Source organism: Enterobacter sp. SLBN-59 (genome assembly GCF_024807915.1).
Classification (GTDB): domain Bacteria; phylum Pseudomonadota; class Gammaproteobacteria; order Enterobacterales; family Enterobacteriaceae; genus Enterobacter; species Enterobacter asburiae_B.
The window spans coordinates 3,281,074-3,301,022 of sequence record NZ_JANUFI010000001.1; the positions used below are offsets into that span (position 1 = coordinate 3,281,074).

Here is a 19,949-nt window from a genome sequence, read left to right on the forward strand (position 1 = left end):
TCAGTCTCCTGAATCCAGCAATTGGATCTGGTCATACCAGATGAATCGGAGTGTGGGATTTATGTTAATAAAATGCAAATTACTCATTAAGAAAATGCTGCATTGATCACGGTCGGTGGAAATCACGCAGCCGGAGTGAGGTGTGCTAAGATGCGATGACTTGAGGTCAAAAAAACGAAAGGAAGAATGATGGACTCACTGGCTTCGCTTTATAAAAATCATATCGTTACCCTACAGGAACGTACCCGCGATGTACTGGCCCGCTTTAAGCTGGATGCGCTGCTGATCCACTCCGGCGAGCTGATGAATACCTTTCTGGATGACCACGCTTATCCGTTTAAGGTGAACCCGCAGTTTAAAGCCTGGGTGCCGGTGACTCAGGTTCCAAATTGCTGGCTGCTGGTGGATGGCGTGAACAAGCCGAAGCTGTGGTTCTACCTGCCGGTCGATTACTGGCACAACGTAGAACCGCTGCCGACCTCTTTCTGGACGGAAGAGATTGATGTGATTGCACTGCCGAAAGCGGACGGCATTGGCAGCCAGCTGCCTGCCGCGCGGGGCAACATCGCCTATATTGGCCCTGTTCCGGAGCGTGCGCTGGGTCTGGATATTCCGGCAGACAAACTCAATCCGAAAGGGGTGCTGGATTACCTGCACTATTACCGCGCGTATAAAACCGACTACGAACTTTACTGCATGCGTGAAGCGCAAAAAACGGCGGTGAATGGCCACCGTGCCGCGCACGAAGCGTTCCAGTCGGGGATGAGCGAGTTCGACATCAATCAGGCCTATCTGACCGCGACGGGCCACCGTGATACCGACGTGCCGTACAGCAATATCGTCGCGCTGAATGAGCACGCGTCCGTGCTTCACTACACCAAACTGGATCACCACGTACCGTCGGAGATGCGCAGCTTCCTGCTTGACGCAGGCGCCGAGTACAACGGTTACGCGGCCGACCTGACCCGTACCTGGGCGGCGAATGCGGATACCGATTTCGCGCAGCTGATTAAAGACGTGAACGATGAACAGCTGGCGCTGATTGCCACCATGAAGGCCGGAACCAGCTATGTGGATTACCACATCCAGTTCCATCAGCGCATCGCAAAACTGCTGCGTAAACATCAGATTGTGAAAGACATGAGCGAAGAGGCGATGGTCGAAAACGATCTAACCGGGCCATTCATGCCGCACGGTATCGGCCACCCGCTGGGCCTGCAGGTTCACGACGTTGCGGGCTTTATGCAGGATGACACCGGCACGCACCTGGCGGCACCGTCTAAATATCCTTACCTGCGCTGCACTCGTATTCTGGAGCCGCGTATGGTGCTGACGATTGAACCGGGGATCTACTTTATCGAATCCCTGCTGGCGCCGTGGCGTGAAGGCCAGTTCAGCAAACACTTCAACTGGGAAAAAATTGACGCGCTGAAGCCGTTTGGCGGTATTCGCATCGAAGATAACGTGGTGGTTCACGAGAACGGTATCGAGAATATGACGCGAGACCTGAAGCTGGCCTGATGGAAAGCTGGCTGATACCGGCTGAACCGGTCACCTTTGTTGAGGAAATCAAGAAAAGCCGCTTTATTACGCTGCTGGCGCATACCGACGGCGTAGAGGCGGCAAAGGCGTTTGTCGAGTCCGTTCGGGCTGAGCATCCTGACGCGCGTCACCACTGCGTGGCGTGGGTGGCAGGGCCGCCAGACGATTCGCAACAGCTGGGGTTTTCCGATGACGGTGAACCGGCAGGCACGGCCGGTAAACCCATGCTTTCGCAGCTGATGGGCAGCGGCGTGGGTGAAATTACCGCCGTGGTGGTGCGCTACTACGGCGGCATCCTGTTAGGCACGGGTGGGCTGGTAAAAGCCTATGGCGGCGGAGTTCAGCAGGCACTGAATATGCTCACAACTACCCGCAAAACGCCGCTCACCGAATATACTTTGTTGTGCGATTACGCTCAGCTATCGGGCATTGAAACGCTGCTCAAACAGTTTAACGGCGTCATCGCGCACAGTGATTACCAGGCAATGGTGCAATTACGCGTGGCGCTTCCGCAGGCGGAACTGGCTGCTTTTTCAGCAAAACTGGCTGATTTTAGTCGTGGTTCGTTGCAATTGCTGCCGATTGAAGAATAATCCCCACCTCACTTTTTTGAATACCAAAGGAAGCGGCAGAGATGCATTTTCGTGCCATAACCCGAATCGTTGGACTGCTGGTCATACTCTTTTCCGGGACGATGATTCTCCCGGGACTGGTGGCGCTTATCTACCGGGACGGCGCGGGGCGGGCATTTACCCAGACCTTCTTTGTCGCGCTGGCGATCGGCTCGCTGCTGTGGTGGCCAAACCGTCGTCAGAAAGGTGAGCTGAAATCTCGCGAAGGATTTCTGATTGTGGTCCTGTTCTGGACGGTGCTGGGGAGCGTCGGTTCGCTGCCCTTCATCTTCTCTGAACAGCCTAACCTGAGCATCACGGATGCCTTTTTTGAATCCTTCTCCGGTTTAACGACCACCGGGGCGACGACGCTGGTGGGGCTGGATTCACTCCCGCACGCCATTCTCTTTTATCGTCAGATGCTGCAGTGGTTCGGGGGGATGGGGATCATCGTCCTGGCAGTGGCTATTCTTCCTATTCTGGGCGTTGGCGGCATGCAGCTTTATCGCGCCGAAATGCCCGGGCCGCTGAAAGATAATAAAATGCGCCCGCGTATTGCCGAGACGGCGAAAACCCTCTGGCTTATCTATGTCTTACTGACGGTGGCCTGTGCGCTGGCGCTATGGTTTGCCGGGATGCCCGCTTTCGACGCCATCGGACACAGCTTTGCGACGATCGCTATCGGCGGGTTCTCCACCCATGATGCCAGCGTCGGCTACTTCGACAGCCCAACGATTAACACCATTATTGCCATTTTCCTGCTGATTTCAGGCTGTAACTACGGTCTGCACTTCTCTTTACTGAGCGGGCGCAGCCTGAAGGTGTACTGGCGTGACCCGGAGTTCCGCATGTTCATTGGCGTCCAGCTTACGCTAGTGATCATCTGTACCCTGGTGCTGTGGTTCCATGATGTCTACAACTCCGCGCTGACCACGCTAAATCAGGCGTTCTTCCAGGTGGTATCGATGGCGACGACCGCCGGGTTTACCACGGACAGCATCGCGCGCTGGCCTCTGTTCCTGCCGGTGCTGCTGTTATGCTCGGCATTTATCGGGGGCTGTGCGGGTTCTACGGGCGGTGGCCTGAAGGTGATTCGTATTCTGCTGCTGTTTAAGCAGGGGAACCGTGAGCTGAAGCGTCTGGTCCACCCGAACGCGGTTTACAGCATCAAACTCGGGAACCGCGCGCTGCCGGAACGTATCCTCGAAGCGGTGTGGGGGTTCTTCTCGGCGTATGCGCTGGTGTTTATCGTCAGTATGCTGGCGATTATCGCGACGGGGGTGGATGATTTCTCCGCCTTTGCGTCCGTCGTAGCGACATTGAATAACCTCGGGCCCGGCCTGGGCGTTGTGGCGGATAACTTTGCCAGCATGAACCCGGTCGCGAAATGGATCCTCATCGCCAATATGCTGTTTGGTCGTCTTGAGGTCTTTACGCTGCTGGTGCTGTTCACCCCTACATTCTGGCGCGAGTAAGGAGCCGTTGATGAAAACATTGATTCTTTTCTCTACGCGAGACGGGCAAACGCGTGAGATTGCCGCCTGTCTGGCGTCGGAATTAAAAGAGCTGGGTATTTACTCGGATGTGGTGAACCTGAACCGTGCGGAGCAGATTGCCTGGCAGGAATACGATCGCGTGGTGATTGGCGCGTCAATTCGTTACGGGCATTTCCATCCGGCGTTGGATCGCTTTGTGAAAAAGCACACGGCGGTGCTCAACAAATTGCCTGGTGCGTTTTACTCGGTCAACCTGGTCGCACGTAAAGCCGAGAAGCGTACGCCGCAGACCAACAGCTACACGCGCAAGTTTTTACTCAGCTCGCCGTGGCAGCCAGACCTGTGCGCCGTCTTTGCCGGCGCGCTGCGCTACCCTCGCTACCGCTGGTATGACCGCTTTATGATCCGCCTGATTATGAAGATGACCGGGGGTGAAACCGATACGCGTAAAGAAGTGGTTTATACCGACTGGTCGCAGGTGGCCAGTTTTGCGCGGGAAATCGCACATTTAACGGGCGATTCGCGACATAAATAAGCGTTAAGTTTGAAAAGTGAGCGAACGAAAAGTTTTTTGTATTTTATGCTTGTCACGTCGGAATAACTCCCTATAATGCGCCTCCACTGACACGGAACAACGGCACACACGCCGCCGGGTCAGCAGAGAAAAGCGAAATTAATCACTTGACTCTGAAGCGGGAAAGCGTAATATGCACACCCCGCGCCGCTGCGAAAAGCGAAGCGGCACTGCTCTTTAACAATTTATCAGACAATCTGTGTGGGCACTCAAAGTGACATGGATTCTTAATGTCTTCGGACAATAAATGAATACCAAGTCTCTGAGTGAACATACGTAATTCATTACGAAGTTTAATTCACGAGCATCAAACTTAAATTGAAGAGTTTGATCATGGCTCAGATTGAACGCTGGCGGCAGGCCTAACACATGCAAGTCGAGCGGCAGCGGAAAGTAGCTTGCTACTTTGCCGGCGAGCGGCGGACGGGTGAGTAATGTCTGGGAAACTGCCTGATGGAGGGGGATAACTACTGGAAACGGTAGCTAATACCGCATAATGTCGCAAGACCAAAGAGGGGGACCTTCGGGCCTCTTGCCATCAGATGTGCCCAGATGGGATTAGCTAGTAGGTGGGGTAACGGCTCACCTAGGCGACGATCCCTAGCTGGTCTGAGAGGATGACCAGCCACACTGGAACTGAGACACGGTCCAGACTCCTACGGGAGGCAGCAGTGGGGAATATTGCACAATGGGCGCAAGCCTGATGCAGCCATGCCGCGTGTATGAAGAAGGCCTTCGGGTTGTAAAGTACTTTCAGCGGGGAGGAAGGCGATAAGGTTAATAACCTTGTCGATTGACGTTACCCGCAGAAGAAGCACCGGCTAACTCCGTGCCAGCAGCCGCGGTAATACGGAGGGTGCAAGCGTTAATCGGAATTACTGGGCGTAAAGCGCACGCAGGCGGTCTGTCAAGTCGGATGTGAAATCCCCGGGCTCAACCTGGGAACTGCATTCGAAACTGGCAGGCTAGAGTCTTGTAGAGGGGGGTAGAATTCCAGGTGTAGCGGTGAAATGCGTAGAGATCTGGAGGAATACCGGTGGCGAAGGCGGCCCCCTGGACAAAGACTGACGCTCAGGTGCGAAAGCGTGGGGAGCAAACAGGATTAGATACCCTGGTAGTCCACGCCGTAAACGATGTCGACTTGGAGGTTGTGCCCTTGAGGCGTGGCTTCCGGAGCTAACGCGTTAAGTCGACCGCCTGGGGAGTACGGCCGCAAGGTTAAAACTCAAATGAATTGACGGGGGCCCGCACAAGCGGTGGAGCATGTGGTTTAATTCGATGCAACGCGAAGAACCTTACCTACTCTTGACATCCAGAGAACTTTCCAGAGATGGATTGGTGCCTTCGGGAACTCTGAGACAGGTGCTGCATGGCTGTCGTCAGCTCGTGTTGTGAAATGTTGGGTTAAGTCCCGCAACGAGCGCAACCCTTATCCTTTGTTGCCAGCGGTCCGGCCGGGAACTCAAAGGAGACTGCCAGTGATAAACTGGAGGAAGGTGGGGATGACGTCAAGTCATCATGGCCCTTACGAGTAGGGCTACACACGTGCTACAATGGCGCATACAAAGAGAAGCGACCTCGCGAGAGCAAGCGGACCTCATAAAGTGCGTCGTAGTCCGGATTGGAGTCTGCAACTCGACTCCATGAAGTCGGAATCGCTAGTAATCGTAGATCAGAATGCTACGGTGAATACGTTCCCGGGCCTTGTACACACCGCCCGTCACACCATGGGAGTGGGTTGCAAAAGAAGTAGGTAGCTTAACCTTCGGGAGGGCGCTTACCACTTTGTGATTCATGACTGGGGTGAAGTCGTAACAAGGTAACCGTAGGGGAACCTGCGGTTGGATCACCTCCTTACCTTAAAGAACCTGCCTTTGCAGTGCTCACACAGATTGTCTGATGAAAAACAGCAGTAAAAATCTCTGCAGGCTTGTAGCTCAGGTGGTTAGAGCGCACCCCTGATAAGGGTGAGGTCGGTGGTTCAAGTCCACTCAGGCCTACCAAACTCCTTTTAAAGGATGAGCGGTACAGAGATGATAAACGATGGGGCTATAGCTCAGCTGGGAGAGCGCCTGCTTTGCACGCAGGAGGTCTGCGGTTCGATCCCGCATAGCTCCACCATCTTTTACTGCGAACACAAGAAAACTTCAGAGTGAACCTGAAAAGGTGCACTGCGAAGTTTTGCTCTTTAAAAATCTGGATCAAGCTGAAAATTGAAACGACACATCTTAATTGGTGTGTTCGAGTCTCTCAAATTTTCGCAATCAGAAGTGAAACATCTTCGGGTTGTGAGGTTAAGCGACTAAGCGTACACGGTGGATGCCCTGGCAGTCAGAGGCGATGAAGGACGTGCTAATCTGCGAAAAGCGCCGGCGAGGTGATATGAACCTTTGACCCGGCGATGTCCGAATGGGGAAACCCAGTGTGATTCGTCACACTATCGTTAACTGAATACATAGGTTAACGAGGCGAACCGGGGGAACTGAAACATCTAAGTACCCCGAGGAAAAGAAATCAACCGAGATTCCCCCAGTAGCGGCGAGCGAACGGGGAGCAGCCCAGAGTCTGAATCAGCTTGTGTGTTAGTGGAAGCGTCTGGAAAGTCGCACGGTACAGGGTGACAGTCCCGTACACGAAAATGCACAGGTTGTGAACTCGAAGAGTAGGGCGGGACACGTGGTATCCTGTCTGAATATGGGGGGACCATCCTCCAAGGCTAAATACTCCTGACTGACCGATAGTGAACCAGTACCGTGAGGGAAAGGCGAAAAGAACCCCGGCGAGGGGAGTGAAAAAGAACCTGAAACCGTGTACGTACAAGCAGTGGGAGCACCTTCGTGGTGTGACTGCGTACCTTTTGTATAATGGGTCAGCGACTTATATTCTGTAGCAAGGTTAACCGTATAGGGGAGCCGAAGGGAAACCGAGTCTTAACTGGGCGTTAAGTTGCAGGGTATAGACCCGAAACCCGGTGATCTAGCCATAGGCAGGTTGAAGGTTGGGTAACACTAACTGGAGGACCGAACCGACTAATGTTGAAAAATTAGCGGATGACTTGTGGCTGGGGGTGAAAGGCCAATCAAACCGGGAGATAGCTGGTTCTCCCCGAAAGCTATTTAGGTAGCGCCTCGTGAACTCATCTTCGGGGGTAGAGCACTGTTTCGGCTAGGGGGCCATCCCGGCTTACCAACCCGATGCAAACTACGAATACCGAAGAATGTTATCACGGGAGACACACGGCGGGTGCTAACGTCCGTCGTGAAGAGGGAAACAACCCAGACCGCCAGCTAAGGTCCCAAAGTCATGGTTAAGTGGGAAACGATGTGGGAAGGCACAGACAGCCAGGATGTTGGCTTAGAAGCAGCCATCATTTAAAGAAAGCGTAATAGCTCACTGGTCGAGTCGGCCTGCGCGGAAGATGTAACGGGGCTAAACCATGCACCGAAGCTGCGGCAGCGACGCTTATGCGTTGTTGGGTAGGGGAGCGTTCTGTAAGCCGTTGAAGGTGTGCTGTGAGGCATGCTGGAGGTATCAGAAGTGCGAATGCTGACATAAGTAACGATAAAGCGGGTGAAAAGCCCGCTCGCCGGAAGACCAAGGGTTCCTGTCCAACGTTAATCGGGGCAGGGTGAGTCGACCCCTAAGGCGAGGCCGAAAGGCGTAGTCGATGGGAAACAGGTTAATATTCCTGTACTTGGTGTTACTGCGAAGGGGGGACGGAGAAGGCTATGTTAGCCGGGCGACGGTTGTCCCGGTTTAAGCATGTAGGCGGAGGTTCCAGGTAAATCCGGTACCTTATTAACGCTGAGGTGTGATGACGAGGCACTACGGTGCTGAAGTAACAAATGCCCTGCTTCCAGGAAAAGCCTCTAAGCATCAGGTAACATCAAATCGTACCCCAAACCGACACAGGTGGTCAGGTAGAGAATACCAAGGCGCTTGAGAGAACTCGGGTGAAGGAACTAGGCAAAATGGTGCCGTAACTTCGGGAGAAGGCACGCTGATATGTAGGTGAAGCCCCTGCGGGTGGAGCTGAAATCAGTCGAAGATACCAGCTGGCTGCAACTGTTTATTAAAAACACAGCACTGTGCAAACACGAAAGTGGACGTATACGGTGTGACGCCTGCCCGGTGCCGGAAGGTTAATTGATGGGGTTAGCGGCAACGCGAAGCTCTTGATCGAAGCCCCGGTAAACGGCGGCCGTAACTATAACGGTCCTAAGGTAGCGAAATTCCTTGTCGGGTAAGTTCCGACCTGCACGAATGGCGTAATGATGGCCAGGCTGTCTCCACCCGAGACTCAGTGAAATTGAACTCGCTGTGAAGATGCAGTGTACCCGCGGCAAGACGGAAAGACCCCGTGAACCTTTACTATAGCTTGACACTGAACACTGGTCCTTGATGTGTAGGATAGGTGGGAGGCTTTGAAGCGTGGACGCCAGTCTGCGTGGAGCCAACCTTGAAATACCACCCTTTAATGGCTGGTGTTCTAACGTAGACCCGTAATCCGGGTTGCGGACAGTGTCTGGTGGGTAGTTTGACTGGGGCGGTCTCCTCCCAAAGAGTAACGGAGGAGCACGAAGGTTAGCTAATCCTGGTCGGACATCAGGAGGTTAGTGCAATGGCATAAGCTAGCTTGACTGCGAGAGTGACGGCTCGAGCAGGTGCGAAAGCAGGTCATAGTGATCCGGTGGTTCTGAATGGAAGGGCCATCGCTCAACGGATAAAAGGTACTCCGGGGATAACAGGCTGATACCGCCCAAGAGTTCATATCGACGGCGGTGTTTGGCACCTCGATGTCGGCTCATCACATCCTGGGGCTGAAGTAGGTCCCAAGGGTATGGCTGTTCGCCATTTAAAGTGGTACGCGAGCTGGGTTTAGAACGTCGTGAGACAGTTCGGTCCCTATCTGCCGTGGGCGCTGGAGAATTGAGGGGGGCTGCTCCTAGTACGAGAGGACCGGAGTGGACGCATCACTGGTGTTCGGGTTGTCATGCCAATGGCACTGCCCGGTAGCTAAATGCGGAAAAGATAAGTGCTGAAAGCATCTAAGCACGAAACTTGCCCCGAGATGAGTTCTCCCTGACCCTTTAAGGGTCCTGAAGGAACGTTGAAGACTACGACGTTGATAGGTCGGGTGTGTAAGCGCAGCGATGCGTTGAGCTAACCGATACTAATGAACCGTGAGGCTTAACCTTACAACGCCGAAGCTGTTTCGGCGAAGACAGACACGATTTTCAGCCTGATACAGATTAACAGAATTTGCCTGGCGGCTTTAGCGCGGTGGTCCCACCTGACCCCATGCCGAACTCAGAAGTGAAACGCCGTAGCGCCGATGGTAGTGTGGGGTCTCCCCATGTGAGAGTAGGGAACTGCCAGGCATCAAATAAGTGAAGAGGCCATCCGCAAGGATGGCCTTTTTGCGTTTTTATAGGCTGCACAAACTAATCCCCCAACGCCCTGCTTATACGGTAAACTACCTGCGTTTTTGCATCAGGATAGCGTCTATGAACCACTCCCTTAAGCCCTGGAATACCTTTGGCATTCAACGCAATGCTAAACAAATTGTACGTGCCGATACTGCACAGCAATTGCTGGATGCATGGCAAAGCGCAACTGAAAATAACGAACCCGTACTGATTCTGGGCGAAGGAAGTAATGTCCTGTTTCTCGATGATTTTGCGGGAACGGTGATCGTTAACCGCATCATGGGAATTGATGTGGAAGAGCGTGCCGACAGCTGGCACCTGCACGTGGGGGCCGGAGAAAACTGGCATCATCTGGTGCAATTCACCCTCGAAAAAGGGATGCCGGGCCTGGAAAACCTTGCGCTTATTCCAGGCTGCGCCGGATCGTCACCTATTCAAAACATCGGTGCCTACGGCATCGAACTGAAACATGTCTGTGAATATGTCGACTGCATCGAACTGGCAACCGGAACGGCAAAGCGTTTAACGGCGGAACAGTGCCGGTTTGGCTATCGTGACAGTATCTTCAAACATGAATATCAGGATCGCTACGTGATTGTTGCCGTGGGCCTGCGTCTGTCGAAGGACTGGCAGCCCGTGTTGACCTACGGGGATTTAACGCGTCTCGATCCGGCTACCGTAACCGCCCGCGACGTTTTTGATTCCGTTTGCCATATGCGGATGACCAAACTTCCCGATCCAAAAGTAAACGGAAACGCAGGAAGCTTCTTCAAAAACCCGGTTATCAGCAGCGAAAATGCAAAAGTCTTTCTTGAAGGATGGCCAGCCGCGCCACGTTATCCTCAGGCTGATGGCAGCGTGAAGCTTGCCGCAGGATGGCTTATCGATCAATGCCAGCTAAAAGGCACTTCAGTAGGCGGTGCTGCCGTTCACCAGCAGCAGGCTCTGGTGCTGATTAATCAACGCGATGCGACCAGCGATGATGTTGTACAGCTGGCTCATTATGTTCGTCAGCGTGTGGGCGAAAAATTTAACGTCTGGCTGGAGCCAGAAGTTCGCTTCATTGGCTGCACAGGCGAAGTTAATGCCGTGGAGGCTATCGCGTGAAGGACAATACCGTTCCCTTAACCCTGATTAGCATCCTTGCTGACGGTGAGTTTCATTCTGGCGAGCAGCTGGGTGAGCAGCTTGGCATGAGCCGTGCTGCTATCAATAAACATATCCAGACGCTTCGCGACTGGGGTGTTGATGTGTTCACGGTTCCCGGAAAAGGCTACAGCCTGCCGGAGCCGATTCAATTGCTGAATGAAGAAGCGATCCGCAGCCAGATCGGACACGGCAATGTTGCGGTGCTGCCGGTGATTGATTCGACGAACCAGTATCTTCTGGATCGTCTGCCTGAGCTGAAATCCGGCGATGCCTGCGTTGCTGAATATCAACAGGCCGGTCGCGGCCGTCGCGGTCGCAAATGGTTTTCGCCATTTGGCGCTAACCTCTATCTGTCCATGTACTGGCGACTCGAGCAGGGCCCGGCCGCTGCCATTGGTCTGAGTCTGGTCATCGGCATCGTCATGGCGGAAGTGCTGCACGATCTGGGGGCGGATAAAGTACGCGTTAAATGGCCTAATGACCTCTACCTCAACGATCGTAAACTTGCCGGCATTCTGGTCGAACTGACGGGAAAAACGGGCGATGCAGCGCAAATCGTCATCGGCGCAGGCCTCAACATGGTAATGCGCAATGTACAAAATGATGTGGTGAATCAGGCCTGGACTAACCTCCAGGAGGCGGGGATCGTCATCGATCGCAACACCCTTGCCGTGCGTATGATTAAAGAGTTGCGCAGTTCACTCACGCTTTTTGAGCAGGAAGGGCTGGCATCGTTCCTGTCTCGTTGGGAAAAGCTGGATAACTTCATCAACCGCCCGGTGAAATTGCTGATTGGTGATAAAGAGATCTACGGAACTTCGCGCGGTATTGACGCACAGGGCGCGCTGCTTCTTGAGCAGGATGGCGTGATCAAACCCTGGATGGGCGGTGAGATTTCACTGCGAAGTGCCGAATAACCGGATCGAGTTAATTATGCGAAAACCCGTCTGCGCAACGCTGGCCGTCATGATGAGTGTGCTGTTTTCGCCTCTCTCTCATGCGGATCGGGCCTGGGAGAGTTACAAGGCCCGCTTTTTCAAACCGGAAGGCCGTATTGTTGATACCGGTAATGGCGGCGTGTCGCATACGGAAGGTCAGGGTTTTGCCATGCTGATGGCGGTGGCCAACGACGATAAAGCCACGTTCGATAAGCTCTGGCAATGGACAGACAGTCGGCTAAAGAACAAAGAAAATGGTCTGTTTTACTGGCGCTATAACCCCGCAGAGTCCAACCCGGTCGCCGACAAAAACAACGCTGCAGATGGCGACGTGCTGATTGCCTGGGCGTTGCTGAAAGCCGACGCCCGCTGGCATGACAAGCGCTACAGCGCCGCATCGGATGCAATTACCAAAGCACTGATTGACCACAGCGTGATCCGCTATGCCGGTTACCGCGTGATGCTGCCCGGCGTCCAGGGGTTTAAGCTTGAGGGTGAAGTCGTCCTTAATCCTTCCTATTTCGTGTTTCCGGCCTGGCAAGCTTTCGCCAGACGCAGCCATTTGCCGGTCTGGCGCGATTTGATTAAGGACGGGAAACGCCTGCTGGGGAAAATGGGCTCGGGTAAAGCGAATCTGCCCACTGACTGGGTTTCACTGGCATCAGGTGGCAAGCTGGCTCCTGCCAAAGGCTGGCCGCCGCGAATGAGCTATGACGCGATTCGTGTTCCGCTGTACGTTGCCTGGTCTGATAAGCAAAGCCCACTGCTGACGCCGTGGAAGGCCTGGTTCGGTCAGTTCCCCCGGGAACAAACGCCCGCCTGGGTTAACGTCGCGACCAACGAATATGCGCCCTACATGATGGAAGGCGGCCTGCTGGCTGTACGTGATTTCACGATGGGGCAGTCTTCCGGTGAACCCGAAATCACCTCTAAAGACGACTACTATTCGGCAAGTCTGAAAATGCTGGTGTGGATCGCCCAGCAATAATGTCGACATTATCCCTCTCCCCGATGGGGAGAGGGAAGTCATACCTTGTTACTGCGGATACGGTACCCAATCCCCGCCGTTCAGGCGAACGTACGGTTTGTTCTGATACTGAATGACGACCGCGTTAGCGTTTTCTGAGACCTCTGCGGTTTGCGGCAGGTTGCTGGTGAGCTGATCCCAGTTCACGCTATCCTCCACAAACAGCTTCCCGTCAACGGCGCGGGCAACCAGCTCTGAGATCGCCAGATAGCTGGTTGGCTGTGTAATCTCAATCGGTGCGCCCTGATGCGGTGCCTTCATACCAAAGAATTTAATGCCGGCAGGCACGTTGGTGATGGACGGGCTTGGGATATCACGCAGACCCGACACCTGCATTCTGTCACCTTTCAGCGCACCACCGTGCTCAGGTACCACAACCACCATCACTTTACGGCCTGATTTTTCCAGCTCCGTGAAGAACGCGTCCAGCTCGTCAAAGAACTTCTGCGCACGCACTTTATAATCAGCCGTTTTGCTCACGCCCGGGAAATGGTTACCGTCGTGTAGCGGCAGGGTGTTAAAGAACGTCGCGCTGCGTGGATTGCTGTCTTTTTCGATGGTCTGAAGCCAGCGCTGCAGGACGGCAGTATCGTCATAAACGGGCGAACCGTCGAAGCCCAGCAGAGAGACGGGAAGACCGGTTTGATCCATCAGCGGTGCCTGCATACCACCCTGTTCGCGCACCTCTTTCAGGAAGTTACCGAACTGGCCGTTATGCCCCAGCATCAGGTGTTGCGTAAAGCCCAGTTTTGCGAGGTTATCGAACAGATAACACTGGTTGCCGGCGGGTTGATACAGGTTTTTATGCGATGTCTGACCACAGCTTGCACGCAGCAGGCGGATCGCCGCCGGGCCGCTGTACGAGGTGGCAGAGTTGAAATCTTTAAACTGAATATCGAAGTGTGACCACAGCGGATGAGACATCAAACCGGCGGCGTCCACGTCGGCCCAGGAGAGAGAGCAGATGTTGATCACCAGCAGTTCAAACGGCTGAGCATCCGCCGGCAGCGCATCCGGGAATTTAGTCTGTCGCTTGTCTTCCGCGGTATAGAAACTGGAGAGCCAGGCGTTCAGGTTTGTAGAAGTAGGCGGTGCGGTCTGGGTTGGGATATCACCCACCACAGGCGTATCGCCTGCCGTTGTGACGGTTGCCGCCGCGCTTCCCCCTGTGGTGGTCACCGTGGTGGTCGGTTGACCGGCAGGCCACAGCGAAAAGTTCGGCCCAGCCAGCGTCAGCACGTTAAGCCAGATCATAATCGCGACGACAAACACCGTGACGCGGATCCACTGTGACAGGAACAGCCAGGCAACCAGCAGCACAAATACCGCGCCAATCATCTGCCAGTTAATAAAGCGCTCGGTCAGATCGAGGACATAGCTGGCGCTAAAGCCCGCCACCTGCGACCCCTGGCTCATAATGCTGTCCGGCCCCGGTAGCCAGGTATCATGCCAGAACAGCGCAAAGCCGACAGGTATAGCGACCCAGTGGCGCAAGCGATGTAGCCTGATATTCGGCAGCGGCATCAGCAGGAAGGCCATAAACACGAGGTTGAGAAGGGGATGGAAATTCAGATAGCCTGCCCACAGCAGGCCAAACTTCACCAGAAAGTAGAAGTTCCAGCCGGAAAGGCCGCGCCAGTATTGCCAGAGCGGCGAGGGTGACGAAGCGGTATAGGTAGAATTAGTCATGTTTTCGGTCTGCCTTGACGTGTGATGCCCGTGTCAGTGTTCCGGCTGGTTTTACATAGCGAGGTTTAATAAACAGCACTCTGGCCGTATCACGGATACGGCGGATGGAATGGCGCGCATAGTAGCCAAGCGGGAAAAAGATCAGCGCACAGAATATAACCAGTTGAATGATATCGCTGATGTTCATGATGATGCGTTCTCCGCGTTGTCTGTTAATAAGCGAAGGGGTTCCGGAACCCGACGCCAGACGTGTCCATCATGCCTGGCATTGAGGATCGGTTTGGCATCGCTCTTGATAGCGAGCGGCTTAACCCATTGTTCAGGCTGGAGCGCACGCATCTGCACCAGCTCCGCGCTAATCGTATTATCTTCGAACCAAATCATACGGTTCGAGAAAATATCCCCTGTAGGCAGAGGGAAGATGTGGTTAAGCGCCGTATCGAGATCGTTTACCCGGCAGAAGGACAAAAACAGCACCAGGCGATTGTCGCCAATGGTCATGATGTCCCCTGTACGGTTCGGGCGACATAAGGTGAGAGCCTGTTCAACGCGAATACCCGGTACAGGACGCAGGGCAACCATGACCCCTTTTCCGTCAGCAGGAAGAAGCGTGTTGTTCATCATGTTGCCGACGGCGTCGCAGAAGGTATCCCATTTTTGGTACCCACGCAGCTTCATCGGCTGCGTCATGGAGAGCAGCGTGGAAATATCTTCCGGTACGTGGCGGCTAAACTGCTGGCCCTGAACGCTTTCGATAAGCGTCAGGCAGCGTGACAACGGCGCATTCCATGGAATAACCATATTGGCGCCGCAGCCGAGAAGCAGGCGCTCATCGGTGGCGCGCAGGCTGGTATTATTTTCGCGCACGATGATTTTCAACGCACTGCCGCGCTGGCGGCGTAAGGTGTGGATTTGTCGTGCCAGCGTCTCAATCTGGTTATTCTGCATCAGCGAGAAAATAAGGGTTGCCGCCTGGGTTGTGCGGGCTTCATGGAAAAGGGCTTCGTTAGATTCAAACAGCGTCCAGTTTTCCGACAGGGCGGGTGCCCCCTCTAAAACCGCGATATGGCTCAGGATGCGTTTTTCATCACTACGCGGCTGCACCACGGTTTCTTCCTGCTGCGCCAGGTGCCACTTGCCCTCAATATGTTTCAGCGTAAGCTGTTGCCTGGCGCTCACGCCTTTTTCATTACACCAGAATGCAATATCGTAGAGATAGCTGCCTGCCTGGTCACGAACGCTTGCCAGACCGAACAGGGAGCGATATTCGCCCATTAAAAGTGAGAACAGCTTGTCATTATTACTGCCGGGATTGACTATCAATAGCGTGCAATTTTGAAATTTTGCCCATTTATTGATTTTTTCCAGCCAGGGCAGTAGTTTTTCAGCGGGCATATTTTGCAGGACGTTATTTGCGCATTTCAGAATCACAAAATAGTGATCCGGATCAATAGAGCACTGAACGTCGCGGGACAAAAAGTATAGACTATCGGCTTCCGATGTCATGGAAAATAATCGCACCGTCTGGGGGCCGCGACCACTTTCAAGCGTAATAATTTTCTTCGGATCTTCGCCCATGCTAATGACGGCCACGCGGGAATCCTTATCCTGAGCAGCAATTGTCTGGTTTACCAGACTGATAGCATCTTCATTACGGTCCGTATTAATCCACCAGACTCCTCCGACTGGCATGTGGCTCAATTCGTCCCATAATGACTGGATGCCAATAGAAAATATGGAGTCCACGGTGTCCCTCTTTTCGTCTAATTTATCTGTATCTCAGTTTACTAGCGAAAGCGTAGAAATAAACCTAACATTGAAATTAAAGAACATCAGATTTAGCATGTAAATGAAATTTGTCAGGGCAGGAAGCCCCGCAACTTCTTTAGCGTGCGATTTTCCTTAAAGGGATGGAAAAAGAATGGATAATAACGAACCTGGAACCCCAGTCGACTCGACTCTGGGTTACACATTCCAAAACGATTTTCTGGCGCTGACGCAGGCCTTTTCTTTACCTGAAATAGATTACACCGATATTTCCCAGCGGGAACAGTTGGCCGCGGCTATTAAACGCTGGCCGTTATTAGCTGAATTCGCCCATCAACAATAAGGGAGCCATTGATGGCCATACTCGGATTACAGGGTGTCCGTGGCGGTGTGGGTACCACATCAGTTACCGCGGCGCTGGCGTGGTCATTACAGCTTTTAGGTGAATCGGTGCTGGTTATTGACGCCTGCGCCGATAATTTGTTGCGTATGTCGTTTAACGTCGACTTTTCTCGTGAAGAGGGCTGGGCCCGCGCGCTGCTTGATGATAAAGACTGGCAGGATGCGGGGATGCGCTATACCTCCCAGCTTGATCTGCTGCCGTTTGGGCAACTGACCACCACGGAACGCGAGAATGAAGCCGCGTATCAGCGCCTGTTTTCGCAATTCACGCTGGCGCTGCAAACCCTGAAAGAAAAGGGGCACTACAAGTGGATCCTGCTGGATCTGCCGCACGGCGCCGGCACGCTCACTCGACAGCTTATCGCCCAGTGCGATCATATACTTTCCATCGTCAACGTCGATGCGAACTGCCATATCCGCCTGCATCAGCAGGGGCTGCCTCAGAACGCTCATCTTCTGATTAACGATTTGCGCATTGGCAGCCAGATCCAGGACGATCTGTATCAGGTCTGGCTGCAAAGCCAGCGCCGTCTGCTTCCCATTGTCATCCATCGTGATGAGGGGATGGCGGAATGCCTAGCGTCTAAGCAACCGCTCGGCGAATACCGCAGCGATTCACTGGCGGCAGAAGAGATCCTGACGCTGGCTAACTGGTGTCTGCTGAACTTTGCCAACAGGGCGGAGCATGCAGGGAGTTCTGTATGAGTCGTCTCGCCAGCTGGTTACTCATCCCACCGGTCAGTTCGCGTTTGAGCGAACATTACCGGCATTTCCGCCGGCACGGTGCTTCGGCATTTAGCGCCGCGCTCGGCTGCTTCTGGATGATTCTGGCCTGGATGTTTATTCCACTCGAACACCCGCGCTGGCAGCGCATACGTGCCCGGCACAGTGAGCTATATCCGCATATTAATCCCAACCGGCCGCGTCCTTTGGATCCGGCGCGCTATCTCATTCAGGCCATCTGGCTGGTGGTCACGTCATCCCGCTCAGAGAAAATAACGCCGCACTGGCGCAGCTTCTCCCGGGTTCAGCAGTTACGTGAGCGCTACCACCAGTGGCTGGACAGACTGCCCAACAGCGTAAGCGATAAGACCAGCCATCTGGATAACCATAAAGAGCTCGGGCATCTTCACCCGGGCCTGCGGCGTTTTATCCTCGGCGTGATCGTCGTGTTCTCGCTCATTCTGGCGCTGGTCTGTATTACGCAGCCTTTCAACCCTCTGGCGCAGTTCACCTTCCTGATCCTGCTGTGGGGCGTGGCGCTGCTGGTCCGCCGTATTCCGGGCCGCTTCTCGGCGCTGATGCTGATTGTGTTGTCGTTGACCGTCTCCTGTCGCTACATCTGGTGGCGTTATACCTCAACCCTGAACTGGGACGACCCGGTCAGCCTGGTGTGCGGCCTGGTGCTGTTGTTTGCCGAAACCTACGCCTGGATCGTGCTGGTACTGGGCTATTTCCAGGTCATTTGGCCGCTCAACCGCCAGCCGGTTCCGCTGCCAAAAGACACCGCGCAGTGGCCGTCTGTTGATCTCTTTGTACCGACCTACAACGAAGATCTGAGCGTGGTGAAAAACACCATTTATGCCGCGCTGGGCATCGACTGGCCGAAAGACAAGCTCAAGGTCTGGATCCTGGATGACGGCAACCGTCCGGCGTTCCGCCAGTTCGCAGAGGAGGTCGGCGTCGAGTACATCGCCCGTCCGACTCACGAGCATGCGAAAGCCGGGAACATCAACAACGCGTTGAAGTATGCCACAGGGGAGTTTGTCTCAATCTTTGACTGCGACCACGTGCCGACGCGCTCGTTCCTGCAGATGACCATGGGCTGGTTCCTGAAGGAGAAAGAGCTGGCGATGATGCAGACGCCGCACCACTTCTTCTCGCCGGATCCGTTTGAACGTAACCTTGGCCGCTTCCGCAAAACCCCGAACGAAGGCACGCTGTTCTATGGCCTGGTGCAGGACGGAAACGACATGTGGGATGCCACCTTCTTCTGCGGCTCCTGTGCGGTTATCCGCCGTAAGCCGCTGGATGAAATTGGCGGTATCGCCGTCGAAACGGTCACTGAAGATGCGCATACCTCTTTGCGCCTGCACCGTCGTGGCTATACCTCGGCGTATATGCGTATTCCGCAGGCCGCCGGTCTGGCAACGGAGTCACTGTCGGCGCACATTGGTCAGCGTATTCGCTGGGCGCGCGGCATGGTGCAGATTTTCCGTCTCGATAACCCACTGATTGGGAAAGGGCTCAAGCTGGCGCAACGTCTCTGCTACGTCAACGCCATGTTCCACTTCTTATCCGGTATCCCGCGGCTGATCTTCCTGACCGCGCCGCTGGCGTTCCTGCTCCTTCACGCTTATATCATTTACGCCCCGGCGCTGATGATTGCGCTGTTTGTTCTGCCGCACATGATCCACGCGAGCCTGACGAACTCGAAGATACAGGGTAAATACCGCCATTCCTTCTGGAGTGAAATCTACGAAACGGTGCTGGCCTGGTATATCGCACCGCCGACGATGGTGGCGCTGATTAACCCGCACAAAGGGAAATTTAACGTCACCGCCAAGGGCGGCCTGGTGGAAGAAGAGTACGTCGACTGGGTGATCTCCCGTCCGTATATCTTCCTGGTATTGCTGAATATCGTTGGCGTCATCGCCGGTATCTGGCGTTACTTCTACGGCCCGGAAAACGAAATCCTGACCGTCTTTGTGAGTATGGCCTGGGTCTTCTACAACCTGATTATCCTCGGCGGCGCGGTAGCGGTGTCGGTGGAGAGTAAACAGGTTCGTCGCGCGCATCGCGTTGAAATCTGCATGCCTGCGGCGATCGCCCGTGAAGATGGCCACCTCTTCTCCTGTACCGTGCACGACTTCTCTGACGGTGGTCTGGGGATCAAAATCAACGGCCAGGCGAAGGTGCTGGAAGGCCAGAAAGTTAACCTGCTGCTTAAGCGCGGCCAGCAGGAGTATGTCTTCCCGACGCAGGTTGTGCGCGTGGCGGGCAATGAAGTCGGTTTGCAGCTGATGCCGTTGACCAAAAAGCAACATATCGATTTTGTGCAGTGTACGTTTGCCCGCGCGGATACGTGGGCTCTCTGGCAGGACAGCTTCCCGGAAGATAAACCTCTGGAAAGCCTGCTGGATATTCTGAAGCTGGGGTTCCGTGGCTATCGTCACCTTGCAGAATTCGCCCCGTCGTCGGTGAAATTAATTTTCCGGTCACTTACTTCGCTGGTTTCCTGGGTCGTGTCGTTCATTCCTCGTCGTCCTGAGCGGGATGAGGCGAAGCAGGCGGACCCGGTTATGGCTCAACAATGATGATAACG

Annotated in this window: 13 protein-coding genes, 2 tRNA genes and 3 rRNA genes; 15 read left to right on the forward strand and 3 right to left on the reverse strand. The window is 54.3% G+C overall.

Annotated elements, in window-relative coordinates; translation table 11 throughout:
• Nucleotides 1-189: 189 nt before the first annotated feature.
• From pepQ to M2422_RS15665, 12 genes are all read left to right on the forward strand, one after another.
• Nucleotides 190-1,521: a Xaa-Pro dipeptidase gene (gene pepQ / locus M2422_RS15610; RefSeq protein WP_045888442.1), complete on the forward strand. Its 1,332-nt coding sequence runs from the start codon at nt 190-192 to the stop codon at nt 1,519-1,521.
• Nucleotides 1,521-2,135 carry an IMPACT family protein gene (locus M2422_RS15615; RefSeq protein ID WP_064673075.1) on the forward strand — a complete coding sequence of 205 codons (615 nt, stop codon included), beginning with the start codon at nt 1,521-1,523 and terminating at the stop codon, nt 2,133-2,135. Before pepQ ends, M2422_RS15615 begins: the two co-directional genes overlap by 1 nt.
• A gap of 41 nt (nt 2,136-2,176) precedes the next feature.
• Nucleotides 2,177-3,628 carry a Trk system potassium transporter TrkH gene (trkH, locus tag M2422_RS15620; protein WP_023309600.1) on the forward strand — a complete coding sequence of 484 codons (1,452 nt, stop codon included), beginning with the start codon at nt 2,177-2,179 and terminating at the stop codon, nt 3,626-3,628.
• Between the two features lie 10 nt (nt 3,629-3,638).
• Entirely contained in the window at nt 3,639-4,184 is a 546-nt protein-coding gene (gene hemG / locus M2422_RS15625; RefSeq protein ID WP_048980580.1) for a menaquinone-dependent protoporphyrinogen IX dehydrogenase, read from the forward strand.
• Nucleotides 4,185-4,538: 354 nt separating this feature from the next.
• Nucleotides 4,539-6,080: ribosomal RNA gene (locus M2422_RS15630) — 16S ribosomal RNA — on the forward strand.
• Nucleotides 6,081-6,149: 69 nt separating this feature from the next.
• Nucleotides 6,150-6,226: transfer RNA gene (locus M2422_RS15635), tRNA-Ile, on the forward strand.
• A gap of 42 nt (nt 6,227-6,268) precedes the next feature.
• Nucleotides 6,269-6,344 (forward strand) — tRNA-Ala (locus M2422_RS15640).
• 171 nt (nt 6,345-6,515) lie between these two features.
• Nucleotides 6,516-9,421 (forward strand): 23S ribosomal RNA (locus M2422_RS15645).
• Nucleotides 9,422-9,488: 67 nt separating this feature from the next.
• A 5S ribosomal RNA gene (gene rrf, locus M2422_RS15650) occupies nt 9,489-9,604 on the forward strand.
• The 16S, 23S and 5S rRNA genes sit together here with 2 tRNA genes alongside, the layout of an rRNA operon.
• Before the next feature lie 126 nt (nt 9,605-9,730).
• On the forward strand, nt 9,731-10,759 hold the full coding sequence (gene murB / locus M2422_RS15655; RefSeq protein WP_064673664.1) for a UDP-N-acetylmuramate dehydrogenase: 1,029 nt from the start codon (nt 9,731-9,733) through the stop codon (nt 10,757-10,759).
• Entirely contained in the window at nt 10,756-11,718 is a 963-nt protein-coding gene (birA, locus tag M2422_RS15660; RefSeq protein ID WP_033146880.1) for a bifunctional biotin--[acetyl-CoA-carboxylase] ligase/biotin operon repressor BirA, read from the forward strand. The genes murB and birA overlap by 4 nt, the downstream gene beginning before the upstream one ends.
• A 16-nt stretch (nt 11,719-11,734) precedes the next feature.
• Nucleotides 11,735-12,727, forward strand: a complete 993-nt coding sequence (locus M2422_RS15665; protein WP_064673665.1) for a glycosyl hydrolase family 8 — start codon at nt 11,735-11,737, stop codon at nt 12,725-12,727.
• Nucleotides 12,728-12,775: 48 nt separating this feature from the next.
• Here the strand turns inward: M2422_RS15665 and bcsG are convergent, their stop codons facing one another.
• Genes bcsG through bcsE form a run of 3 tightly spaced genes read right to left on the reverse strand, consistent with a single transcriptional unit; the run spans nt 12,776 to nt 16,201 of the window.
• On the reverse strand, nt 12,776-14,455 hold the full coding sequence (bcsG, locus tag M2422_RS15670) for a cellulose biosynthesis protein BcsG (protein ID WP_033146878.1): 1,680 nt from the start codon (nt 14,453-14,455) through the stop codon (nt 12,776-12,778).
• Nucleotides 14,448-14,645, reverse strand: a complete 198-nt coding sequence (gene bcsF, locus M2422_RS15675; RefSeq protein WP_024908822.1) for a cellulose biosynthesis protein BcsF — start codon at nt 14,643-14,645, stop codon at nt 14,448-14,450. Before bcsF ends, bcsG begins: the two co-directional genes overlap by 8 nt.
• Complete coding sequence (gene bcsE / locus M2422_RS15680) at nt 14,639-16,201, reverse strand: cellulose biosynthesis c-di-GMP-binding protein BcsE (RefSeq protein ID WP_064673666.1); 1,563 nt, start codon at nt 16,199-16,201, stop codon at nt 14,639-14,641. Before bcsE ends, bcsF begins: the two co-directional genes overlap by 7 nt.
• Before the next feature lie 175 nt (nt 16,202-16,376).
• Between bcsE and bcsR the strand changes: the two genes are divergently transcribed.
• Genes bcsR through bcsA form a run of 3 tightly spaced genes read left to right on the forward strand, consistent with a single transcriptional unit; the run spans nt 16,377 to nt 19,941 of the window.
• Nucleotides 16,377-16,565, forward strand: a complete 189-nt coding sequence (gene bcsR, locus M2422_RS15685) for a cellulose biosynthesis protein BcsR (RefSeq protein WP_008503237.1) — start codon at nt 16,377-16,379, stop codon at nt 16,563-16,565.
• Nucleotides 16,566-16,576: 11 nt separating this feature from the next.
• Entirely contained in the window at nt 16,577-17,329 is a 753-nt protein-coding gene (bcsQ, locus tag M2422_RS15690; protein WP_023333774.1) for a cellulose biosynthesis protein BcsQ, read from the forward strand.
• Complete coding sequence (gene bcsA, locus M2422_RS15695) at nt 17,326-19,941, forward strand: UDP-forming cellulose synthase catalytic subunit (protein ID WP_029740462.1); 2,616 nt, start codon at nt 17,326-17,328, stop codon at nt 19,939-19,941. Before bcsQ ends, bcsA begins: the two co-directional genes overlap by 4 nt.
• Nucleotides 19,942-19,949: the final 8 nt, after the last annotated feature.